At 62.2% G+C, this 17923-nt stretch carries 16 protein-coding genes; 5 read left to right on the forward strand and 11 right to left on the reverse strand.

The features are described 5' to 3' along the window. Window positions 1-77: 77 nt before the first annotated feature. The 4 genes from I2H38_RS12010 to I2H38_RS12025 form a co-directional block, all read right to left on the reverse strand. On the reverse strand, window positions 78-794 hold the full coding sequence (locus tag I2H38_RS12010; protein ID WP_196272238.1) for an amino acid ABC transporter ATP-binding protein: 717 nt from the start codon (window positions 792-794) through the stop codon (window positions 78-80). A gap of 77 nt (window positions 795-871) precedes the next feature. After that, a complete protein-coding gene (locus I2H38_RS12015) occupies window positions 872-2191 on the reverse strand; it encodes an amino acid ABC transporter permease (RefSeq protein WP_196272098.1) in 1320 nt (439 codons plus the stop codon). A gap of 8 nt (window positions 2192-2199) precedes the next feature. Continuing rightward, window positions 2200-3411 carry an amino acid ABC transporter permease gene (locus tag I2H38_RS12020; protein WP_196272099.1) on the reverse strand — a complete coding sequence of 404 codons (1212 nt, stop codon included), beginning with the start codon at window positions 3409-3411 and terminating at the stop codon, window positions 2200-2202. A gap of 121 nt (window positions 3412-3532) precedes the next feature. Next, complete coding sequence (locus tag I2H38_RS12025) at window positions 3533-4555, reverse strand: amino acid ABC transporter substrate-binding protein (protein ID WP_196272100.1); 1023 nt, start codon at window positions 4553-4555, stop codon at window positions 3533-3535. 223 nt (window positions 4556-4778) lie between these two features. Between I2H38_RS12025 and metC the strand changes: the two genes are divergently transcribed. Further along, window positions 4779-5975 (forward strand): cystathionine beta-lyase, encoded by a 1197-nt coding sequence (metC, locus tag I2H38_RS12030; RefSeq protein ID WP_196272101.1) that lies wholly within the window; start codon window positions 4779-4781, stop codon window positions 5973-5975. A 34-nt stretch (window positions 5976-6009) separates the two neighbouring features. Here the strand turns inward: metC and I2H38_RS12035 are convergent, their stop codons facing one another. Genes I2H38_RS12035 through I2H38_RS12045 form a run of 3 tightly spaced genes read right to left on the reverse strand, consistent with a single transcriptional unit; the run spans window position 6010 to window position 8860 of the window. Next, window positions 6010-6375, reverse strand: a complete 366-nt coding sequence (locus I2H38_RS12035; protein WP_196272102.1) for a lipid-A-disaccharide synthase N-terminal domain-containing protein — start codon at window positions 6373-6375, stop codon at window positions 6010-6012. Next, a complete protein-coding gene (locus I2H38_RS12040; RefSeq protein WP_196272103.1) occupies window positions 6375-7106 on the reverse strand; it encodes a glycosyltransferase family 2 protein in 732 nt (243 codons plus the stop codon). Before I2H38_RS12040 ends, I2H38_RS12035 begins: the two co-directional genes overlap by 1 nt. A 44-nt stretch (window positions 7107-7150) precedes the next feature. After that, window positions 7151-8860, reverse strand: coding sequence for an ArnT family glycosyltransferase (locus I2H38_RS12045; RefSeq protein WP_196272104.1), 1710 nt, complete (start codon window positions 8858-8860; stop codon window positions 7151-7153). A 214-nt stretch (window positions 8861-9074) separates the two neighbouring features. Here I2H38_RS12045 and I2H38_RS12050 point away from each other — a divergent pair, with 214 nt between their 5' ends. Both I2H38_RS12050 and I2H38_RS12055 read left to right on the forward strand, forming a co-directional pair. Beyond that, window positions 9075-11789 (forward strand): autotransporter outer membrane beta-barrel domain-containing protein, encoded by a 2715-nt coding sequence (locus tag I2H38_RS12050; RefSeq protein ID WP_196272105.1) that lies wholly within the window; start codon window positions 9075-9077, stop codon window positions 11787-11789. A gap of 227 nt (window positions 11790-12016) precedes the next feature. Next, complete coding sequence (locus I2H38_RS12055) at window positions 12017-12721, forward strand: carbonic anhydrase (RefSeq protein WP_196272106.1); 705 nt, start codon at window positions 12017-12019, stop codon at window positions 12719-12721. A 13-nt stretch (window positions 12722-12734) separates the two neighbouring features. Here I2H38_RS12055 and I2H38_RS12060 read toward each other — a convergent pair whose 3' ends face one another. The 4 genes from I2H38_RS12060 to I2H38_RS12075 form a co-directional block, all read right to left on the reverse strand. Then, window positions 12735-13241: an isoprenylcysteine carboxyl methyltransferase family protein gene (locus I2H38_RS12060; protein ID WP_196272107.1), complete on the reverse strand. Its 507-nt coding sequence runs from the start codon at window positions 13239-13241 to the stop codon at window positions 12735-12737. Beyond that, window positions 13238-14287, reverse strand: a complete 1050-nt coding sequence (locus tag I2H38_RS12065; protein WP_196272108.1) for a type III polyketide synthase — start codon at window positions 14285-14287, stop codon at window positions 13238-13240. The genes I2H38_RS12060 and I2H38_RS12065 overlap by 4 nt, the downstream gene beginning before the upstream one ends. 112 nt (window positions 14288-14399) lie before the next feature. Beyond that, window positions 14400-15839: a TRAP transporter large permease subunit gene (locus I2H38_RS12070; protein ID WP_196272109.1), complete on the reverse strand. Its 1440-nt coding sequence runs from the start codon at window positions 15837-15839 to the stop codon at window positions 14400-14402. After that, window positions 15840-16337: a TRAP transporter small permease subunit gene (locus tag I2H38_RS12075; RefSeq protein WP_196272110.1), complete on the reverse strand. Its 498-nt coding sequence runs from the start codon at window positions 16335-16337 to the stop codon at window positions 15840-15842. Between the two features lie 314 nt (window positions 16338-16651). On the opposite strand from I2H38_RS12075, the gene I2H38_RS12080 reads away from it, so the two are divergent. Next, the gene (locus I2H38_RS12080; RefSeq protein WP_196272111.1) at window positions 16652-17014 is read left to right on the forward strand and encodes a hypothetical protein; all 363 of its coding nucleotides are present in this window, start codon (window positions 16652-16654) and stop codon (window positions 17012-17014) included. Between the two features lie 148 nt (window positions 17015-17162). Then, window positions 17163-17828, forward strand: a complete 666-nt coding sequence (locus tag I2H38_RS12085) for a dihydrofolate reductase family protein (RefSeq protein WP_196272112.1) — start codon at window positions 17163-17165, stop codon at window positions 17826-17828. The last annotated feature ends 95 nt before the right edge of the window (window positions 17829-17923 follow it).

The raw sequence follows: 17923 nt of genomic DNA on the forward strand, positions 1-17923 counted from the left end.
CGCAACCGGAGACGAAGCCCACAAAGAAAAAAGGCCCCGAATTTTCCGGGGCCTTTTTGCATTCCGATTGGTCGCGATCAGTGCAGGATCTGACTGAGGAAGAGCCGGGTGCGCTCGTGCTGCGGGTTCTTGAAGAACTCGCCGGGCGTGTTCATTTCCACGATCTGCCCATAATCCATGAAGATCACCCGGTCCGCGACCTGACGGGCGAAGCCCATCTCGTGCGTCACGCACAGCATGGTCATGCCTTCTTCCGCGAGGCCGACCATCGTGTCGAGCACCTCTTTGACCATTTCCGGATCGAGCGCCGAGGTCGGCTCGTCGAACAACATGATCTTGGGGTTCATGCATAAGGAGCGGGCAATCGCCACGCGCTGCTGCTGGCCACCGGAGAGCTGGCCCGGATACTTGTTTGCCTGTTCGGGGATCTTGACCCGGGTCAGGTACTTCATCGCCACCTCTTCCGCCTCTTTCTTGGGCATCTTCTTCACCCAGATCGGGGCGAGCGTGCAGTTCTCGAGGATGGTGAGATGCGGGAACAGGTTGAAGTGCTGGAACACCATGCCGACATCGCGGCGCACCTCGTCGATACGCTTGAGGTCGTTGGTCAGTTCGGTGCCGTCCACGATGATGCGGCCCTTCTGGTGTTCTTCCAGACGGTTGATGCAGCGGATCATGGTCGATTTGCCGGAGCCCGAAGGCCCGCAAACCACGATGCGCTCACCGCGCCGGACATTGAGGTTGATGTCGCGCAGCACATGGAACTCGCCGTACCACTTGTGCACCCCGATCATCTGCACCGCGGCCTCGGCCTGCGGGTCGACGACTGCTGCGGAAATCTGTTGAGCTGCCATTGTCATTGCCATGGATGTTACCGTTTCTGACCAGTCGCCAAACGCCGCTCGACACCAAGCGAATATCGCGACATGCCAAAGCAGAAGATGAAGTAGAACAGGGCCGCGAAGGCGTAGCCCGTATAGCTGATCGTCGGCGCTGCCCAATTCGGATCGATGCGCGACGCCTCGATCGTCTTGACCAGGTCGAAGATGCCGACGACCGACACAAGCGACGTATCCTTGAACAATCCGATGAACGTATTCACGATTCCGGGAATCACAATCCGCAGCGCCTGCGGCAGAATAATGAAAACCATCATCTGCGGATAGTTGAGCCCTAAGGACATTGCACCTTCATACTGGCCCTTCGGCATGGCCTGCAGGCCACCGCGCACCACCTCGGCCATGTAGGCGGAGGCGAAGAAAGCGACGCCGATGAGCGGCCGCGCTAAACGATCCACCGTCATGTCGGCTGGCAGGAAGAGCGGCAGCATGGTGTTCGCCATGATCAGGACCGTGATCAGCGGCACGCCGCGAACGAACTCGATGAAGATGACGGAAGCGAGCCGCAGGATCGGCAGTTTCGAGCGCCGCCCCAGAGCCAGAAGAATGCCGAACGGAAGCGAGAAAACGATTCCGACAGTTGCCACCAGCAGAGTGACGAGGATGCCGCCCCAGAACGCGCTCGGCACCGGCCGCAGGCCCCAATCCACATTGACAAGGGCGAGCGTGATGCCGATGACCGCGACGATCCCTCCGCCAATGAGAACGGCGGAGCGCATCGACGTCTTGAGCGCATAGGCAGCGGCCGCAAGCACCGCCAGGAAAACTGCGCTGGCGACGGCGAACTTGATCCAGAATCCCAAACCCAGGCTAACATTGCCGCCCGTCAGCAGGATGTAGGAAAGCACCGGGAACAGCCAGAAGAAGTAGATCGCTCCCAGATCCCGGCGCGGTGCCTTGAGCCACAGGAGCCAACCCACGCCAAGGGCGAGCAGGGCGAAGAAAATATTGACCCTCCAGCGCTCCGCCGCCGGGTACGAGCCGTAAGTGAAGAAGTTGATCTTTTCGATCACAAAGGCCCAGCAGGCTCCGACCGGGTGTCCGGCCGTCTCGGCGCGGCAGGCGGCGCGATCCGTTCCCGTCCAAACTGCATTGACGAAGAGAAAATCGACGATCGGTGGGATGAGGATATATAGCAGATAAATGACCGCCAAGGTCAGCAGCGTGTTGACCGGGCCGGAGAACAGGTTCTCCCGCACCCAGGCAACAGGCCCGCGTGCGAGGTTTGGCGGAGGGAGCGCTTCGATGTTCTCGGAGCGCACGAAGCGAGACATATCAACGGCGGTGTTCATGTGGTGTCCTACCGTTCGACGATCGCCACGCGGCGGTTGTAGATATTCATGACGAACGAGGTCACGAGGCTGATGGTCAGGTAAACGCCCATGGTGATCGTCACGACTTCGATGGCCTGTCCGGTCTGATTGAGGACGGTGCCCATGAAGACCTGCACGAGATCGGGATAACCGATCGCGACAGCGAGCGACGAGTTCTTGGTCAGGTTGAGATATTGGCTCGTCAGCGGCGGGATGATGACGCGCATCGCCTGCGGAATCACCACGAGCCGGAGCGTCTGTCCGGGTTTGAGGCCAAGCGAGCCCGCAGCCTCCGTCTGCCCCTTGGAGACGGCGAGAATGCCTGCGCGGACCACTTCCGCGATGAACGCGGCCGTATAGGTCACAAGCCCAACGAGAAGCGCGACGAATTCAGGGAGAATCTGCATTCCGCCGCGAAGATTGAAGGTGCCCTTCACCGGCAGGTCGAAACTGACGGGATTGGCGTTCGCCAAGGCCAGAACCAGCCAGGCGGCAATCGGCAGCCCCAGCACGAGCCCGATCGTGGCGAGCCCGACGGGATATTGACGGCCTGTCGATTCCTGCTGCTTCTTCGCCCAGCGGCGGAACACGATGGTTCCGACGACGCCGATCGCGAAAGCTGCCCCGATGACCCACGCATCTGATGCATAAATCGGGCGCGGCATGAACAGGCCACGAGAGTTCAGGAAAAAGCCGGCGCCCATCACGTAGGAATCGCGCGGTTGCGGCAAGGGGCCGAGAACGGCGATGTACCAGAACAGCAACTGCAGCAGCAGCGGGATGTTGCGGAGGAGTTCGACGTAGACCATCGCCACCTTCGCCACCATCCAGTTAGTGGACAGGCGCGCAATGCCGACAGTGAAGCCGAGAAGCGTCGCGAACACGATGCCGATGGCGGAAACGAGAAGCGTATTCAGAAGGCCGACGACGAAAGCGTCGCCGTAGGTCGAGCCGGCGGCGCTGAACGTGATCAGCGTCTGGCTGATGTCGAAGCCGGCGGTGTTTTCGAGAAAGCCAAACCCCGAGGCGATCTTCGCGCGTCGGAGATTCTCGATGGCGTTCGATGCCGCCATGTAAAACAGGTACGCGACGACGCATACCAGAAGAACCTGGTAGAAAATTCCGCGTACCCTGGGATCGTACAGGAACGATTTTTTCGGCGGTGATGCCTGACTGATAGCGGTCTGCACTGAACCCATCCTCTGACGGCTTGTTGTTTTTGGGCCATTCACCTTTGTTGATGCCGGTGACGGCCTGCCCTGGGGTAGCAGCTTTTAAAAGGGGCGCCCGGATCGCTCCGGACGCCCGTCCCGAATGCGCTTAGCGGATCGGAATACCGTATTGCAGACCGCCCTTGGTCCATTGCGCGTTCAGGCCGCGCTTGATCTTCAGCTTGGAGCCTTCGCCGACGTTGCGCTCGAAGCTCTCGCCGTAATTGCCGACGTGCTTGATGATCCGGTAGGCCCAATCGTTGGTCAGGCCGACGGCCTCACCGAACTTGCCCTCGGAGCCCAGAAGACGCTTGATCTCGGGATTGTCCGAACCCTTCATCTGGTCAACATTGGCCTTCGTCACGCCGAGTTCTTCAGCGTTGAGCATGGCGTTGTGGGTCCAGCGGACGATGTCCCCCCACTGATTGTCACCATGGCGGACCGCAACGGCCAGCGGCTCCTTCGAGATGATCTCCGGCAGAACGATATGATCGTCCGGGTTCGAGGCGCGCAGGCGCTCGGCGTAGAGGCCGGAAGCGTCGGTGGTGAAGGCGTCGCAACGGCCGGCGTCATAGGCCTTGAACGTCTCGTCCGAAGTCGCGAAGGCCACGACTTCGTACTTCATGTTGTTGGCGCGGAAGTAGTCCGCGAGGTTCAGCTCGGTGGTGGTGCCCTGCTGGGTGCAGATCGAAGCGCCGTTCAGCTCCTTGGCCGAGGACACGCCGAGCTTCTTGCGGACCATGAAGCCCTGGCCGTCGAAGTAGTTGATGGCCGGGAAATCGAGGCCGAGCTGCGTGTCGCGCGACATCGTCACGGTCGAGTTGCGGGCCAGAACGTCCACTTCGCCCGACTGGAGCGCCGTGAAGCGATCCTTGGCGGCGAGCGGGATGAAGCGGATCTTGGTCGGGTCGTCGAAGATGGCCGCAGACATGGCGCGGCAGAACTCGACGTCGAGGCCGGTCCAATTGCCCTGAGCGTCCGGCAAGCCGAAGCCGGCGAGGCCGGTGTTCGAGCCGCAGGTCAGGTAGCCCTTCTGCTTTACGCTCGCGAGGGTCGCCTGAGCCGAGGCGCTGCCTGCAACGAGCAAGCTGGCCGTCAGGCCGAAGGCAATCGATACGATAGCCTTTTTCATGTGGTTATTCTCCCAATGTATAAACCCGGCTTGGCAGCCTTCTGGTGCTGCCCAAGCCGTGTTCCCTAGACCGTTCCTCGTCGCTTCGAACGAAACGACATTAACCCATCACATTCTATGATTGATCACTGGTCAAGTCTTGATGGAAGCCACCTTATGCCGGGGTTGACGTCGCGATCCCGGCGACGTCACATCGATTCCCCGTCATTATCCCCTTGAAACAATGTCCAAAACTCCTTCAAAGCCTGCCGATCTCGGTGACCGTACCCGCCTCGTCCATGCCGGGCGCGACCCATCCGAGCAGCACGGTTTCGTCAACACGCCGATCTATCGAGGCTCGACCGTTCTCTACCCGACGACCGACGATCTGTTGCATCGTCGGGGTCGTTATTCCTATGGAACGAAAGGAACTCCGACGACCGACGCCCTTGAGGCGGCTTGGACCGAGCTGACCCGTGCCGCTGGGACAGTTCTCGCGCCCTCGGGCCTGGCCGCCGTGACGCTTGCGCTCATGTCCTGCCTCAAGTCCGGTGACCATCTGCTGGTGCCGGATTCGGTCTATCGCCCTGCCCGCCAATTCTGCGACGGGATGCTCAAGAATTTTGGTGTGGAAACAACCTATTACGACCCGCTCGTCGGGGCCGGAATCGGGGCGTTGCTCAGGCCGAACACGAAAGCTGTCTTCACGGAAGCGCCCGGCTCCCAGTCCTTCGAGATGCAGGACATCCCGGCCATCGCTGAGGTCGCGCACCGGCATGGCGCGGTCGTCATCATGGATAACACCTGGGCGACCCCCCTCTTCTTCCCGCCCCATGAGCGCGGCGTCGACATCGCGATCGAGGCCGGCACGAAGTATCTCAGCGGCGGGTCCGATCTCCTGCTCGGCATGGTTTCGGCGAATGAGCGTTGCTTCCCGGCGCTTCGCGACACCTACGACGCTTTCGCCATGTGCCCCGGCCCGGAGGACGTGTTCCTCGGGCTGCGCGGCCTGCGCACCATGGCCCTGCGTCTGCGCGAGCACGAAAAGCAGGCCCTCGACATGGCGCATTGGTTTGCCGCCCGCCCGGAAGTGGCGGAAGTTCTCCACCCGGCGCTCGAAACCTATCCTGGCCACGACATCTGGAAGCGCGACTTCAAGGGCTCTTCGGGCCTTTTCTCGATCATTCTGAAGCCCTGCTCGGACCGCGCGCTCGCCGCCATGCTCGACGGCCTCGCGCTGTTCGGTATGGGCTTTTCATGGGGCGGCTTCGAGAGCCTCGTGATCCCCTTCGACTGCTCGACCTATCGCACGGCGACGCAGTGGAAGCCCGGCGGTCATGCGCTGCGCTTCCAGATCGGCCTGGAAGATCTCGACGATCTGAAGCGCGATCTCGATGCCGGCTTCGCGCGTCTGAAGGAAGCCGACGCCAAGGCGGCTTGATCATAGGAAAGTTTCGGCGGGAAAGCCTTCGGGCTTATCCCGCCGAAGCTTCGAGTTCCGCTTCGGCCTGAGTACTTTTCTTGTTCTTCTTCGCGTGTTTCGCAATCAGCATGAGATTGCGAATGTAGATGAAGACCGAGAATGCTTGGCCCAGGATGATGACGATGTCATGCCGGACGAAGCCATAAACGAGCGTCATGAGCCCGCCGCCGATGGACAGGAACCAAAATCCCACCGGGATCACGCTCTGTTCCGCCTTCTCGCTTGCGATCCATTGCACGATGAAACGCGCGCCGAAGACGAGCTGCGCCAGCACGCCGAACGCCGCCCAAATGTCGAAGCGGGCGACGAGCACGTCGTAGAAATACAGTCCGATATCGTGCGCCAGCCGTATCAGCATTAGAGGATCTCCTGCGCGACCGGCACGCGGCGGCGGCGGCGCAGCAGCCACCACACTCCCGCGAGGTCGAGAATGCCGACCCACAAGCGGTCGAACAGGCCGTAATTGGACCGTCCCGCATGGCGCGGGCGGTCGACGACATCCACGTGGGCTATTCTGTAACCCTCCCGCTTCACCAGCGCGGGCATGAAACGATGCAGGGCATCGAAGTAAGGCAGGCGCAAGTAAACGTCGCGGCGGAAGGCTTTCAGCCCGCAGCCGGTATCGCGCGTGCCGTCTTTGAGGATCCTCCCGCGCACGCCGTTGGCGATCCGGGATTGCCATCTCTTGTAAGTGCCCTTGCGTCCGAGACGCTGCCCGGCCGCGAGGGCGGTCATGGGATCGTCGAGGGCCGCCACCAATTGCGGAATGAACGCCGGATCGTTCTGCCCGTCGCCGTCGAGGGTCACGATGATCGACCCGCTCGCAGCCTGCACGCCGGAGCGCACCGCCGCGCTCTGCCCCGAGCTGGCATCGTGTTGCACCAGGCGAAGCCAGGGCCGGGTGGAGCGGGCGTTCAGAACCTGCTCGACCGTCGCATCCGTCGAGCCGTCATCCACGTAGATCACCTCGAACGGTCCCAAAGCGGCGCAGGCGCGCTCGATCTCCTCCACGAGGGGGAGAATGTTGAGAGCCTCGTTCTTGACGGGCACGACGACGCTGATGCGCGGGGCCGGGACGGGGACGTTCATCGATCAAGGGCCATCAGGCCACCTCTGCAAAGGGTGAGACAATCTCAGAAGCCGGAGGAATAGGCCCCGATATCGAGCCGTCGCCCGCTGTTGATATTGAAACCTGTGACGCGGGTCGAGAGCGTCGGGTGTTGCCCCAGACGATCATTCTCGGTCCGGAACGCATCCTCAAAACGTTTCTCGACGAAAACGAGACGGCAACCGTCCTGCTTCAGGAAATGCGATGCTTCCGGGCCGGTCTCGAGCATTTCGAGGTCCGTGCCGACAAGGAAGACGAGGCTGGGCTCGCGATAGCCGAGCGTCGCCACGCGCGGCTTCTCGCACGAGAGATTGCGCGCGACCTCCGCGAGCCGGGGCGACAATTTCAGCGAACGCAGATCGAGCTGCGTGAATCCGAAAACGCCCACCGCCAGAAGCGCCGAGGAGATCAAACCCGCCCAGACGCTTTTCAAAACCTGGTTCATCACGAACATCCGCCACGCGTAAAGCGCCGCCAGAGACGAGGCGATCAGGATGGGGAGGCCGCGATAAGGCAGCGTCCCGTCGAAAGACCATGCGGCGGCGGACAAACCGACGGTCAGGCCGATGGGGATGAAGGGGATCAGGACCGTCGAGACCTTCGCGCCGGGACGATACGGCCCGACGAAATGGCGCGAAATCGCCATGACGGTCAGAATCGCGATGGCCGGGTAGAGAGGCATCACATAATGCGGCAGCTTGGTCGGCACCGCCTCGAAGATCAGCCAGGAAGGGATGATCCAGGCAAGCGCGAACGCGACAGGCTCTTCCCGACGGTGCTTCCAGGCGAAGGGTATCGCGATGGCGGCAAGGATCGCGCCGGGCCAGAAGGTGGCGAAGAAGGCAAAAAGATAGAATCCGGGCGGCGCCCAATGCGCCTCCTGCCCTGAACCGACCTTGGCCAGCATGTCGCGGCCTACGGCCTCGGAGTAGAATGCCCCACCGCTCTTGATGGCGATCGCGATGAACCACGGCAACACGACCAGCAGGGTCCCTACCGCGCCGAGCCAGGGCCGCAGGGTCAGGAGCCAACGGGCCGAGCGCTCGCGATAGGACAGAATGGCGGCGGTCGTGCCGACGAACATCAGGACGAGCGGCCCCTTGATGAGAATGCCGGCGGCAACGCCGAGCCAGAAAATCAACAAAGTCCGCCGTGGAAGAACCCCGGCTCCACGGCTCAAGTAGGCCCGCGCCAAGCCACCCATGGCGGCGACAGAGCACGCGGCCAGCATCGCGTCGGTCTTGGCGAGGCGCGCCTCGACCATAAGAATGATCGAGGTCGCCATGAGAGCGGCGGTCAGGAAGGCCCCTCGCCGGTTTAAGAAAACCAGCGAGGCCCAATAGGTCAGGAGAACCGTCGCCAAAGCGCCGAGCAACGATGGAATCCGGTAGAGCGCGACAGTCGTATGGGCCGACGGCACGCCCAGGGCCTCGCCGAGCGCGACAGTGGCGCTCTGCATCCAATAGATGCCGACGGGCTTCTTGTGCCGCGCCTCGTCCTGAAACCGGATATCCACGAAATCGCGGGTTTCGAGCATCTGCTTCGAGGCCTGCGCGTAGCGCGGTTCGTCGCGATCCATGGGCTGCAGCGAGATGAAGCCCGGCAGGAAGCAGACGAGCGACAAAAGGATGAGGACGGCGCAAAGCCGCGCGTGGCTCCGCTCGATGACGCTCGCCAGTTGCGCCATTGAAAAATGGCGCAGCGATAGGCGCTGCTGGGCGACGAAACCGTCCATCAAGTGCTCCGAAGCGAAAAATGCCTTGTATCAAAAGAATTCCTGCAGGCCAAAAAGCCTGCGAAGGGCGCTGATGTCCCTCAAAGCAGCGGCGAAGTCAAATTGACGGAAGGTAGCGGCCAAGATTACTCGGAGGACGCGGGAAATCCGCTCGACGGGACTTGGGTCCGTCCTTTATAGGAGCACAGACCTATATGTTCAGACGGGAAGCCTGATGACGTTGCGTGCGCTTTTGCCCTTTGCTCTGATCCTTGCGGGCATCGTCAGGGCCGAGGCGGTTGTTCTCAACGACAGTGCCGCCGACGCGGCTGGTGGCATCGGCAACTACTACGACCGCAAGAATGTTTACGACAACGTGGTCGCGTTTGTCGGTCCGGGCGGAGCCCATTGCACGGGCAGCCTCATCAATTTCCGCACGATCCTGACGGCCGCTCATTGCGTCCAGAATGGACCGGGGAATTTCTACACGTCCTACCAGACGGGCGTCGGGTTTTCGCCCATCGCAACGGCCTACAACCCCAACAATCGTTATTTCAGCGGTGTTGCCGCACATGCCGGATACGATCCGGAACTGCTGCGAAACGACATCGCGCTCGTCTCCCTGGATGCGCCCGTCACGGGGATTGCTCCGGTGACGCTCGTCAGGGCCGGCGATCCGCTGCCCGCGGTCGGAACCATCATTCGGATGGTCGGATACGGGGCTTCGGGCACGGGCTCGAACCCGCCCTATCGCCAAACCGGCCCCTATGACGACAAGCGCCGCGTCGGCGAGACCCCATTCGCGGGATACCTGCCGGGCAGCGAAGCCGGCATGGCGGGCAACAACCAGAACTACCTCATGGGCCAGTTCCAGGATCCGGCGGCGCCCGACGACCCGGCCGGCCCGATTCCCCGCCTCCAGGCCGGAGCCGCTCCCGGTGACAGCGGCGGTCCGCTCTTCATCGTCACCAGCGCGGGGCTGGTTCAGATCGGCATTGCCGACTGGGTCATCAATGCAGATGAGCGGCCGCAATTCGGCTATGGCAGCGTGACCGGCTGGACTGCGGTGGCCGACTACCTGGATTGGATCGCCCGGTACAATCCTCTGCGCCAGGTTTCCGCTCGTGGCGGCAACTCCCTCTGGAGCAGTCCGGAGGCGTGGCAAGATCTGTATAACGGCGCCGGCGTGGTGCCCAACAACGCCAAAGGCCATTTCAGCGGTCTCGGCGCTGCCGGGCGCTATTATCAGGTTTCGCTCACCCAAGCCGGAACCATGACTGTCGACTTGGACCCGACCATCGACAGCCTCTGGATCGGAGGTGCGCAATCCGCGCTCGATCTGCCTTCGGGCCGGAGGTTGAGCGTCCTCCTCGGGACCGAGCTTTCCGCCGGGCGGCTCGGGGTCAACGGCACTCTGGAGACGGGCGTGCTCAGCCTCACCGGCGGCGTCCTCACGGGGTCCGGCCGCATCGTCGCCCCCTTCGGCGTGAGAAACAGCGCGGCCGTGGTCGCGCCCGGTTCGTCCGCCGCCCTCGGTATCCTTACCATTCAAGGCGACTATCTCCAGACCGAGGCCGGTATTCTCTCGGTGCGTGTCCAGGACGGCGCGGCGGACCAGCTTGCGGTGACCGGAAAGGCCTCGCTCGGGGGCACCCTGAAGATCGCGGGCAACCTCGATCCCCTCACCCAACAGACAAGCGCGAGCGTCGTGACCGCGGGGGCGATTGCGGGGCGCTTCGACACCGTGACGGACGACTTCGCGTTCTTCGACCTGTCGCTCGCCTACAGCGCCCGCGCCGTCACCGTGACGGTCTTCCGGAACAGGGCGACTTTTGCGGATGTCGGCACGTCGCCGGATCAGAAAGCGGTGGCCGTATCGGCGGAAGCCCTCGACGGCACGAATCCACTCTACCGCGCGATCCTGCTGCTTGATGAGAACTCAGTCCGCGCCGCCTTCGACAGCCTTTCGGGCGAGATCCACGCATCGACCCGCAGCATCTTGCTCGACACCAGCCGCTACGTGCGGGATTCGGTCACCGGCCGCCTGCGCCAGGCCTTCACGCCGATCGAGGGCCCGCTATCGGCCCTGAATGCCTCGCCGGGCGTCATCCAGACACCGAGCGGAACCAATGTCGCGCTTTGGGGCCAGGGCTTCGGCTCCTGGGGCAAGAACGAAGGCGGCGACGCGGCGAAAATCGACACGACGACAGGCGGCTTCTTCCTCGGCGCGGATACCCTGCTGGGCGCTTGGCGTGTCGGTCTGGCGGGCGGGTATAGCCAGACTTCCCTCGATGGGGACAAGCAGCGCTTCTCCGCGACGAGCGACAATTACCATGTCGCGGCCTATGGTGGCACCCAATGGGGATCGCTCGGCCTGCGCCTGGGTTCAGCTTTCACCTGGCACAATATCGGCGTCAGCCGTCAGGTCGCCTTCCCCGGATTTTCGGACGCCCTGAAAACCGACTATGACGGACGCACGACCCAGGTCTTTGGCGATGTCGGGTACGCCTTCTCCGTCGCGTCGGTCGCTCTGGAGCCGTTCGCCGCCCTCGCCTACGTGAACCTTCATACGGATGGATTTGCGGAAGCCGGACAAGCGGCGGCATTGCGAGGCTGGGGCGGCAACGCCAACACGGCCTTCTCCACATTGGGCTTGAGGGCCGCGAGCCGGTTCGCGCTTTCGGAAACGACGGCTCTCGCGCTCCGAGGGACGCTCGGCTGGCGCCATGCCTTCGGCGACGCAACTCCCGCTTCGCTGCTCGCCTTCCGCAACGGGATTCTTCCCTTCAGCATGACCGGCACGCCCATCGCGCGCGATGCCCTGATCGCGGAGGCGGCTCTCGACCTGAATATCGGAGCGAGCACCACGCTGGGCATAAGCTATTCCGGCCAACTTTCCGGCAAGACACAGGATCAAACCGTGAAGGGCGAGTTCAGCTGGAGGTTCTAGGATGCTGGACAGCGCGCCAGAAGTAAACTCAGTATATTTTAAAAGAGTTTCATGAAAATTGACGAGCTATTTCTTAGGTAAGATTTAGGAAAAAGCTCTATATGTTCGCTTTATAATTCAATATGAATTTTCAAAAAATTTCGCCAGAAAGAAAAAAGTTTCGCCAGAAAGAATAGACTGCCTAGAAGTGAAATGTAAGCTTTAATGCTTAAGAATCTGGAGGTCTCATGTGCCAAAAGTGTCAAATCTCTTCACGCCTCTCTCGCCGTCACTTCCTCGCTTTCGGTGCCGCGGCTGTTGCCGCGAGCCAGCGTTCAACACCGGCCTGGGCACAGGCGCCGAACGCCATCGGCCCTGACGAGGCATTGAAGCGGATCATAGACGGCAATGCCCGCTATGCCGCCAACACAGCCTCGAACAAGGATTTTTCGGCCGGGCGCGCCGCCCGTGCCACCGCGCAGTATCCCATCGCGAGCATTATCAGCTGCGCCGATTCCCGCGTCGCTCCCGAACTGGTTTTCGACCAGGGTCCAGGCGAACTGTTCGTCGTCCGCCTCGCCGGAAATTTCGTCAACAATGACGGCCTCGCCAGCATTGAATACGGGGTGAATTATCTAGGCGTCCCGCTGGTAATGGTGCTGGGTCACACCGGCTGCGGCGCGGTCGACGCGACCATCAAGGTACTCAAGGACAATGTCGAGCTACCTGGGCATATTCCGGCACTCGTCAACTCCATCAAGCCCGCTGTTGAGGCGGCCAAGAAGAAAAACCCGTCCGATCTTCTGGCCGAGGCGACGGCGGAGAACGTGCGCTACAACGTTCAACGTTTGAACGAGTCCGATCCCATCGTCAGCAAGCTCGTGAAGGACGGCAAGGTCAAGGTCGTCGGCGGCGTCTATGATATCGCGACAGGCAAGGTGAACCTGCTGTAATTACGTTCCCGCTTCACCTGAGTGAGCGCGCCCTTTTGGACGCGAGCGCCGTGTTTTCCGCTCTGATGCGGATGACGAGGACAAGTGCGTTCAAAGCCGAGAAAGCCAGCGCATACCAGGGCAGTCCGAAAACCAGTGGAAGCACCGCGATCTCGCCGATGACGACTGCATAATTGGGATGCGACAGGAAACGATAGGGCCCCGCGCGGACCAGCGCCTCGCCCGGCACGATGATAATGCGCGTCGTCCATCGTTTCCCGAGCGTCGCAAGCACCCAGGCGCGCAGGAACTGCAATCCGACGAAGACCGCAAGCCAGCCGAAATGAACCGTCTGGTCCCAGCCAAGCCACCAGAGACCGCCGAGCCAGGCCGCATGGAGCGCGACGATCAACGGGTAATGCTCAGGCGCGACCTCCATCCCACCTCTCGCGATCAGACGTTCCGTGTTGCGCCTGGCAAGCCACAACTCCGCCAGACGCTCGAGCGTCACCAAGACCAGAACGGCAAGAGCCAGATTCATGCGGCCCTCAACGAGACGCAGCTTGCGGTAAATCCCGGCCCGAGCGCCGTCAGCACCGAGCGGGGGGGCAACCCGGCCTGCATGGCCCGCTCGAGCACGAACAACACGGTCGGCGCGGACATGTTGCCGTATTCGGACAGCACGACCCGCTCGTGATCGAGAGAACCCTGATCGAGCGACAAAGCCCGCTCCAAAGCCGTGATCACCTTCTTGCCGCCGGGATGGCAGACGAAACGGTCGACGTCACGCATGCCCAATCCGGCGCGGTCGAGAATGCCCGAAACCGCGGGCCCCAGATGCTCCTCCGCGAAGGGCGGAATGGCGCGGGCGAAGACCACGCCGAAGCCCTCCGGATCGACGTTCCATCCCATGATGTCGAGGGTGTCCGGCCAAGTGTGCTCGCCCGCCGCCTCGATCTCGGCAATCCCCTCCCCGGCGCTGCGCAAAACGCAGGCGGCAGCTCCGTCCCCGAACAAGGCCGTCGCGACGATGTTGGCCTTGGTCAGTTCGTCGAGGCGGAACGCGAGCGTGCAAAGCTCGACCGTCACGAACAGAACCGTGCTTCCCGGCTGGGCCTTCGCAAGCTTCGCCGCGATGGAGAGGCCGCTCACGCCCCCGGCGCAGCCGAGCCCGAAGACCGGCACCCGATGAACGTCGTGCCGAAAGCCCATCTGCCCAAAGGCCCTCGCTTCGAGGCTCGGCGTGGCGATGCCCGTGGAAGAGACCGTCACGATGGCATCGACGTCGCCGGCTTTGAGTTCGGCCTGATCGAGCGCCCTCGTCGCCGCTTCCACGAAAAGCGCGAGAGCCCCTTCAAGGTAGGCCGCCGTCCGCTCCGGCCAGCCGTGGGGCTCGAAAAACCATTCCAGCGGGCGCACCGCCTGGCGCTTGTGAATGCCGGCCGTCTCAAACACTCGCGAAAGCCGGTCGAAATCCCTATAGCGATGCGAAAAGATGCTGCCGGCGGCGGCGACGACATCTCGCTGCAGGAGGACATGCGGCGGGACGGCGGTGGCGAGGGAAACGAGCTGAGCGGCGTGCGGCACAGGCTTTCCTTCCTCAAAATGATCGGCACATCCCGCGACCGAGGATCGCGTCGATCATACTGACATAGGAGCCCGTCGCCGGAGCGCCACTTTCGCGCTCAAACGGGATCTTTTAGTCCAGATTCAAGGAAGGGACTTCTAAGGGGCCGGCTGGCGCGAGCTGGTTCAGCTTGTCCAGCACGTCCTTTTCCGACACGGCGAGCGCGGACGTGGTCTTCTGCGGCTGACCGTTCAGATGCACGAACGCAGGCACCGCTGCCGTCAGGGACAGGACCGTTGCTTGCGCGATCAGGAAAGGCCGGAGCGCACGCATGAGGTTTCGGATCGGCACCACCTCCGCCGTCGTTCCGCGTGCGATCATGACCGCGTAGCCGAGCGGCGGCAGCAGGAAACTCGCCTGCAGGGTCAAGATCGTCAGCGCCGACACCCAAACGGCGTCGCCGACCCGCATGAGAAGGGCCGGCATGACAATCGGAATCACGACGAAAATGATTTCAAAGACGTCCAGCACGAAAGCCGACAACGCCAGGATGCCCAACACGACGAGAGTCGCGCCGAGTTCTCCCCCTGGCAGATCGGCGATGAGCTGTCCGAGCAGCCGGTCCGTGCCGAGGCAACGGACAACGAGCGTGAAGGTGGTTGCGGCGACCAGCAGAGCGAAAAGCGCCCCCGTGATAGCCAGAGCTTCCGCAAGCACGCCCATCAGAGCCTGTCGGTTCAGATAACCCGTAAGGAGCCCTCCGACGAGCAAGGTCACGGCTCCCATCGCGGCAGCCTCGACGGGATAGAAGAGCCCGACCGTCACTCCGCCCAGCAGCGCCACAATGAAAGCAATCGTTCCGATGGAGACGATCCGATCGATAGACGACGATGTGCCGATGGCGACGGACAGCTTCGTCCGCCCCCCCTTCCACGCGGCAACGGCAAGGCACAGCAGCACGAACAACACCGCAGGCCCCATCACCCCGCGGAAAATGTCCTGCGTGTTGATGATGCGCTCGCTCCGGCCCATCGTGTTCGAGGCAATCGTGTGAGCCGCCATCATCGCGTCTCCCAGGAGGATCAGCACCAGCGAAGGTGGAACGACGACGCCAAGCGTGCTCGCGACCGCGATGGTAGCAAGTCCGTCCGCGGGCTCGACACCGTGCTTCACGAGCTTCGGGCCCACCGTCCGCGACAGGACCGCGATGCTCGCGCCGACAGAGCCGTTCATCGGCGCGAGGAGAGCGCCCAGGCCGATAGAGGTCACTTGCGGCCCCGAGGGCGAACCGCGCATCAACCCCGTTCCGGTGCGAAACAGGATGTCGGCGAGCGGCAGCCGGTTGAGCAGCGCGCCCATCAGCACGAACAGCGGCAGCGCCTGCAGGAGATCGTTCTCGAAAAGATTGGTGAGCCGGGCCGGAAGCGCGGAGAGCAATCCGCCGGACCCGCTCCAGGCCGCGGCCAGAGCGCCGAGGCCGCTTGCGCCGATCAGCACGATGAAGGCCGGTAGACCGGTGAGGATCAGGGCCAGCCCGATCAGGGGCAGCAATGCCAAGCCGACCCATGCCATCTAAGCACCAGGATCCCGAGAGCAGAAGGAGACGATCCCCTGTATCATCATCAGGAGAGCCAGGAGCATCACTGCGGCCTTGATGAGAAAATAGCCCGGATTATTCGTCTCGGAGAAGGACTCGAGTGCAAGAAGCGACGACCATGCCAGAGGCCAGCCGGTGACGAGAACGAAACCGGCCCAAGGCATCAGCACGAAGACGATCGCCACTCTTTTGATCCGCAGCCTGGTATCCGGAGAATACCGCTTGGCGAAGGCATCGGCGGCGAGATGGGCGCGTGCGCGGGTTGCAGCGGTCACGGACACCGCGACGAAGATTGCGAACAGCCACTGCCCGAGGTCGTTCGCCTCTCGCGAATAGGCTTTGACGAAGTCTCTGAGAGGCCATTGGATAAAGAGGAGCGTCATGACCGGCAGCGCCAACCATCGCCCCAAGGAAACGACCGCACCGCTGACGCGGTCCATGCCGCCAGTGAACCTCGATAAATTCGATGCCATGGAAGGGATGCCAATTCGAAGAGTGATCGGGCCTGCATCCCTTCGGGATCAGCCTCTGGTTCAGTACTTCCGGAGGCTATCGATCACCTCGATGCGGCGTCAAGTTGTTCTCTGGTCGAAAACGGGGACCGTAACACAGCCGGGCAAAGGGGATTGCCGCCGCCCCCAGTCAGCGTCGAGGTCGCCGCCTCACCCTTTGCGTCCCAATTCATGGGAACAAATGACTGACGTCGGCGCTATTATGCCAGTGGTCGACAAGAGCTCGGCGAGGTTTTCGCAGAGAGTCGAAATTGAGGGGTCTCTGATTGAGGACGATGAAACCGGGCTTTGTCGTCGTTGGCGTGCTGACGGTGGGGGGATGCGGGTCCGTGGAGGCCCAACTTTCCTGCACGTCGCAATTCGCCGCCTATGTCGAAGCTTGGAGCTGCATCCGCGCGAGGCAGGCGGTTGGGTTTGGAGGCATGACCTATAATGACCTCGGCGCTCATTATATCGCCAAAGGCAATGCTCTCGCGGAGCAAGTCCAAGCCGGCCAGTTGACGGATCGGCAAGCTAAAAACATCCTCGACATGGAACTCGTCCATCGCAACGGGATCTCTCAGCAGAGGCTGGTCAATGGCCTCAGACCGGTACCGACCTTCAGCGGCTATTACGATTACTATTATTACTTTTACTAGGTTGCAGCCTCATCTCGCGCGGCCGACCCTCGGAGGCTGGCTTTCTTGGCAAGACGTTCGCTTCGGCCTGCGCGAAAATTCGTATCCTCGTATGTCGGATCGGCACGCGCCGATCCATCCTTGGTGCAGACACTGTGGGAGCCCCGAGATGAGAAAAGTTGTCGCCGCCGCCTTCGCGAGTTTGGACGGTGTCATGCAGGCACCGGGTGGCCCGTCGGAGGACCCGACGGGGGGCTTCACCCACGGCGGGTGGACGGTCGACTATTGGGACGAGCCGATGGGGCAGTTCATGGGCGAGATATTTTCGAGCCCATTCGATCTCCTGCTCGGACGCAAGACTTACGAAATCTTCGCTGCGCACTGGCCGTTCGTCGAGGGCGGCGATCCGACGGCGGAGATGTTCAACTCCGTGACCAAATACGTCGCCACCTCCTCTAAGGAGCCGCTCGCCTGGACGAATTCCGTTGCCTTGCGCGGAGATGTGGCGGCTGAGATAGCCCGGCTGAAACAGGAGGACGGGCCGAATCTCCTGACACAAGGCAGCAGCATCTTGTTGCAGACCCTGCTCGCGCACGATCTGATCGACGAATTCCGCATTTTGATATTCCCGCTCGTCCTCGGCCAAGGCAAGCGCCTATTTGGCCGGGGTACAAAACCGGGCGCGCTGAAGCTTGCCGGAACCACGGTGTCGACAACCGGTGCCATCATGAGCGTTTATGACCGTGCAGGCGCGATCAGCAAAGGATCGTTTGCGCTGGAGCATCCCTCGGAGGCCGAACTCGCGCGCCGGGAACGGATGAAACGCGAGGACTGAAATGCCTCGGGACACATCGAGGCATGCTCGAGCAATCCATGTGCTTCCCGCTCCACAAGGGAAGCAAGGGCAACAGCAGCCGGTGTACCGTCGGC

It is taken from the genome of Microvirga alba (assembly GCF_015694465.1).
Classification (GTDB): domain Bacteria; phylum Pseudomonadota; class Alphaproteobacteria; order Rhizobiales; family Beijerinckiaceae; genus Microvirga; species Microvirga alba.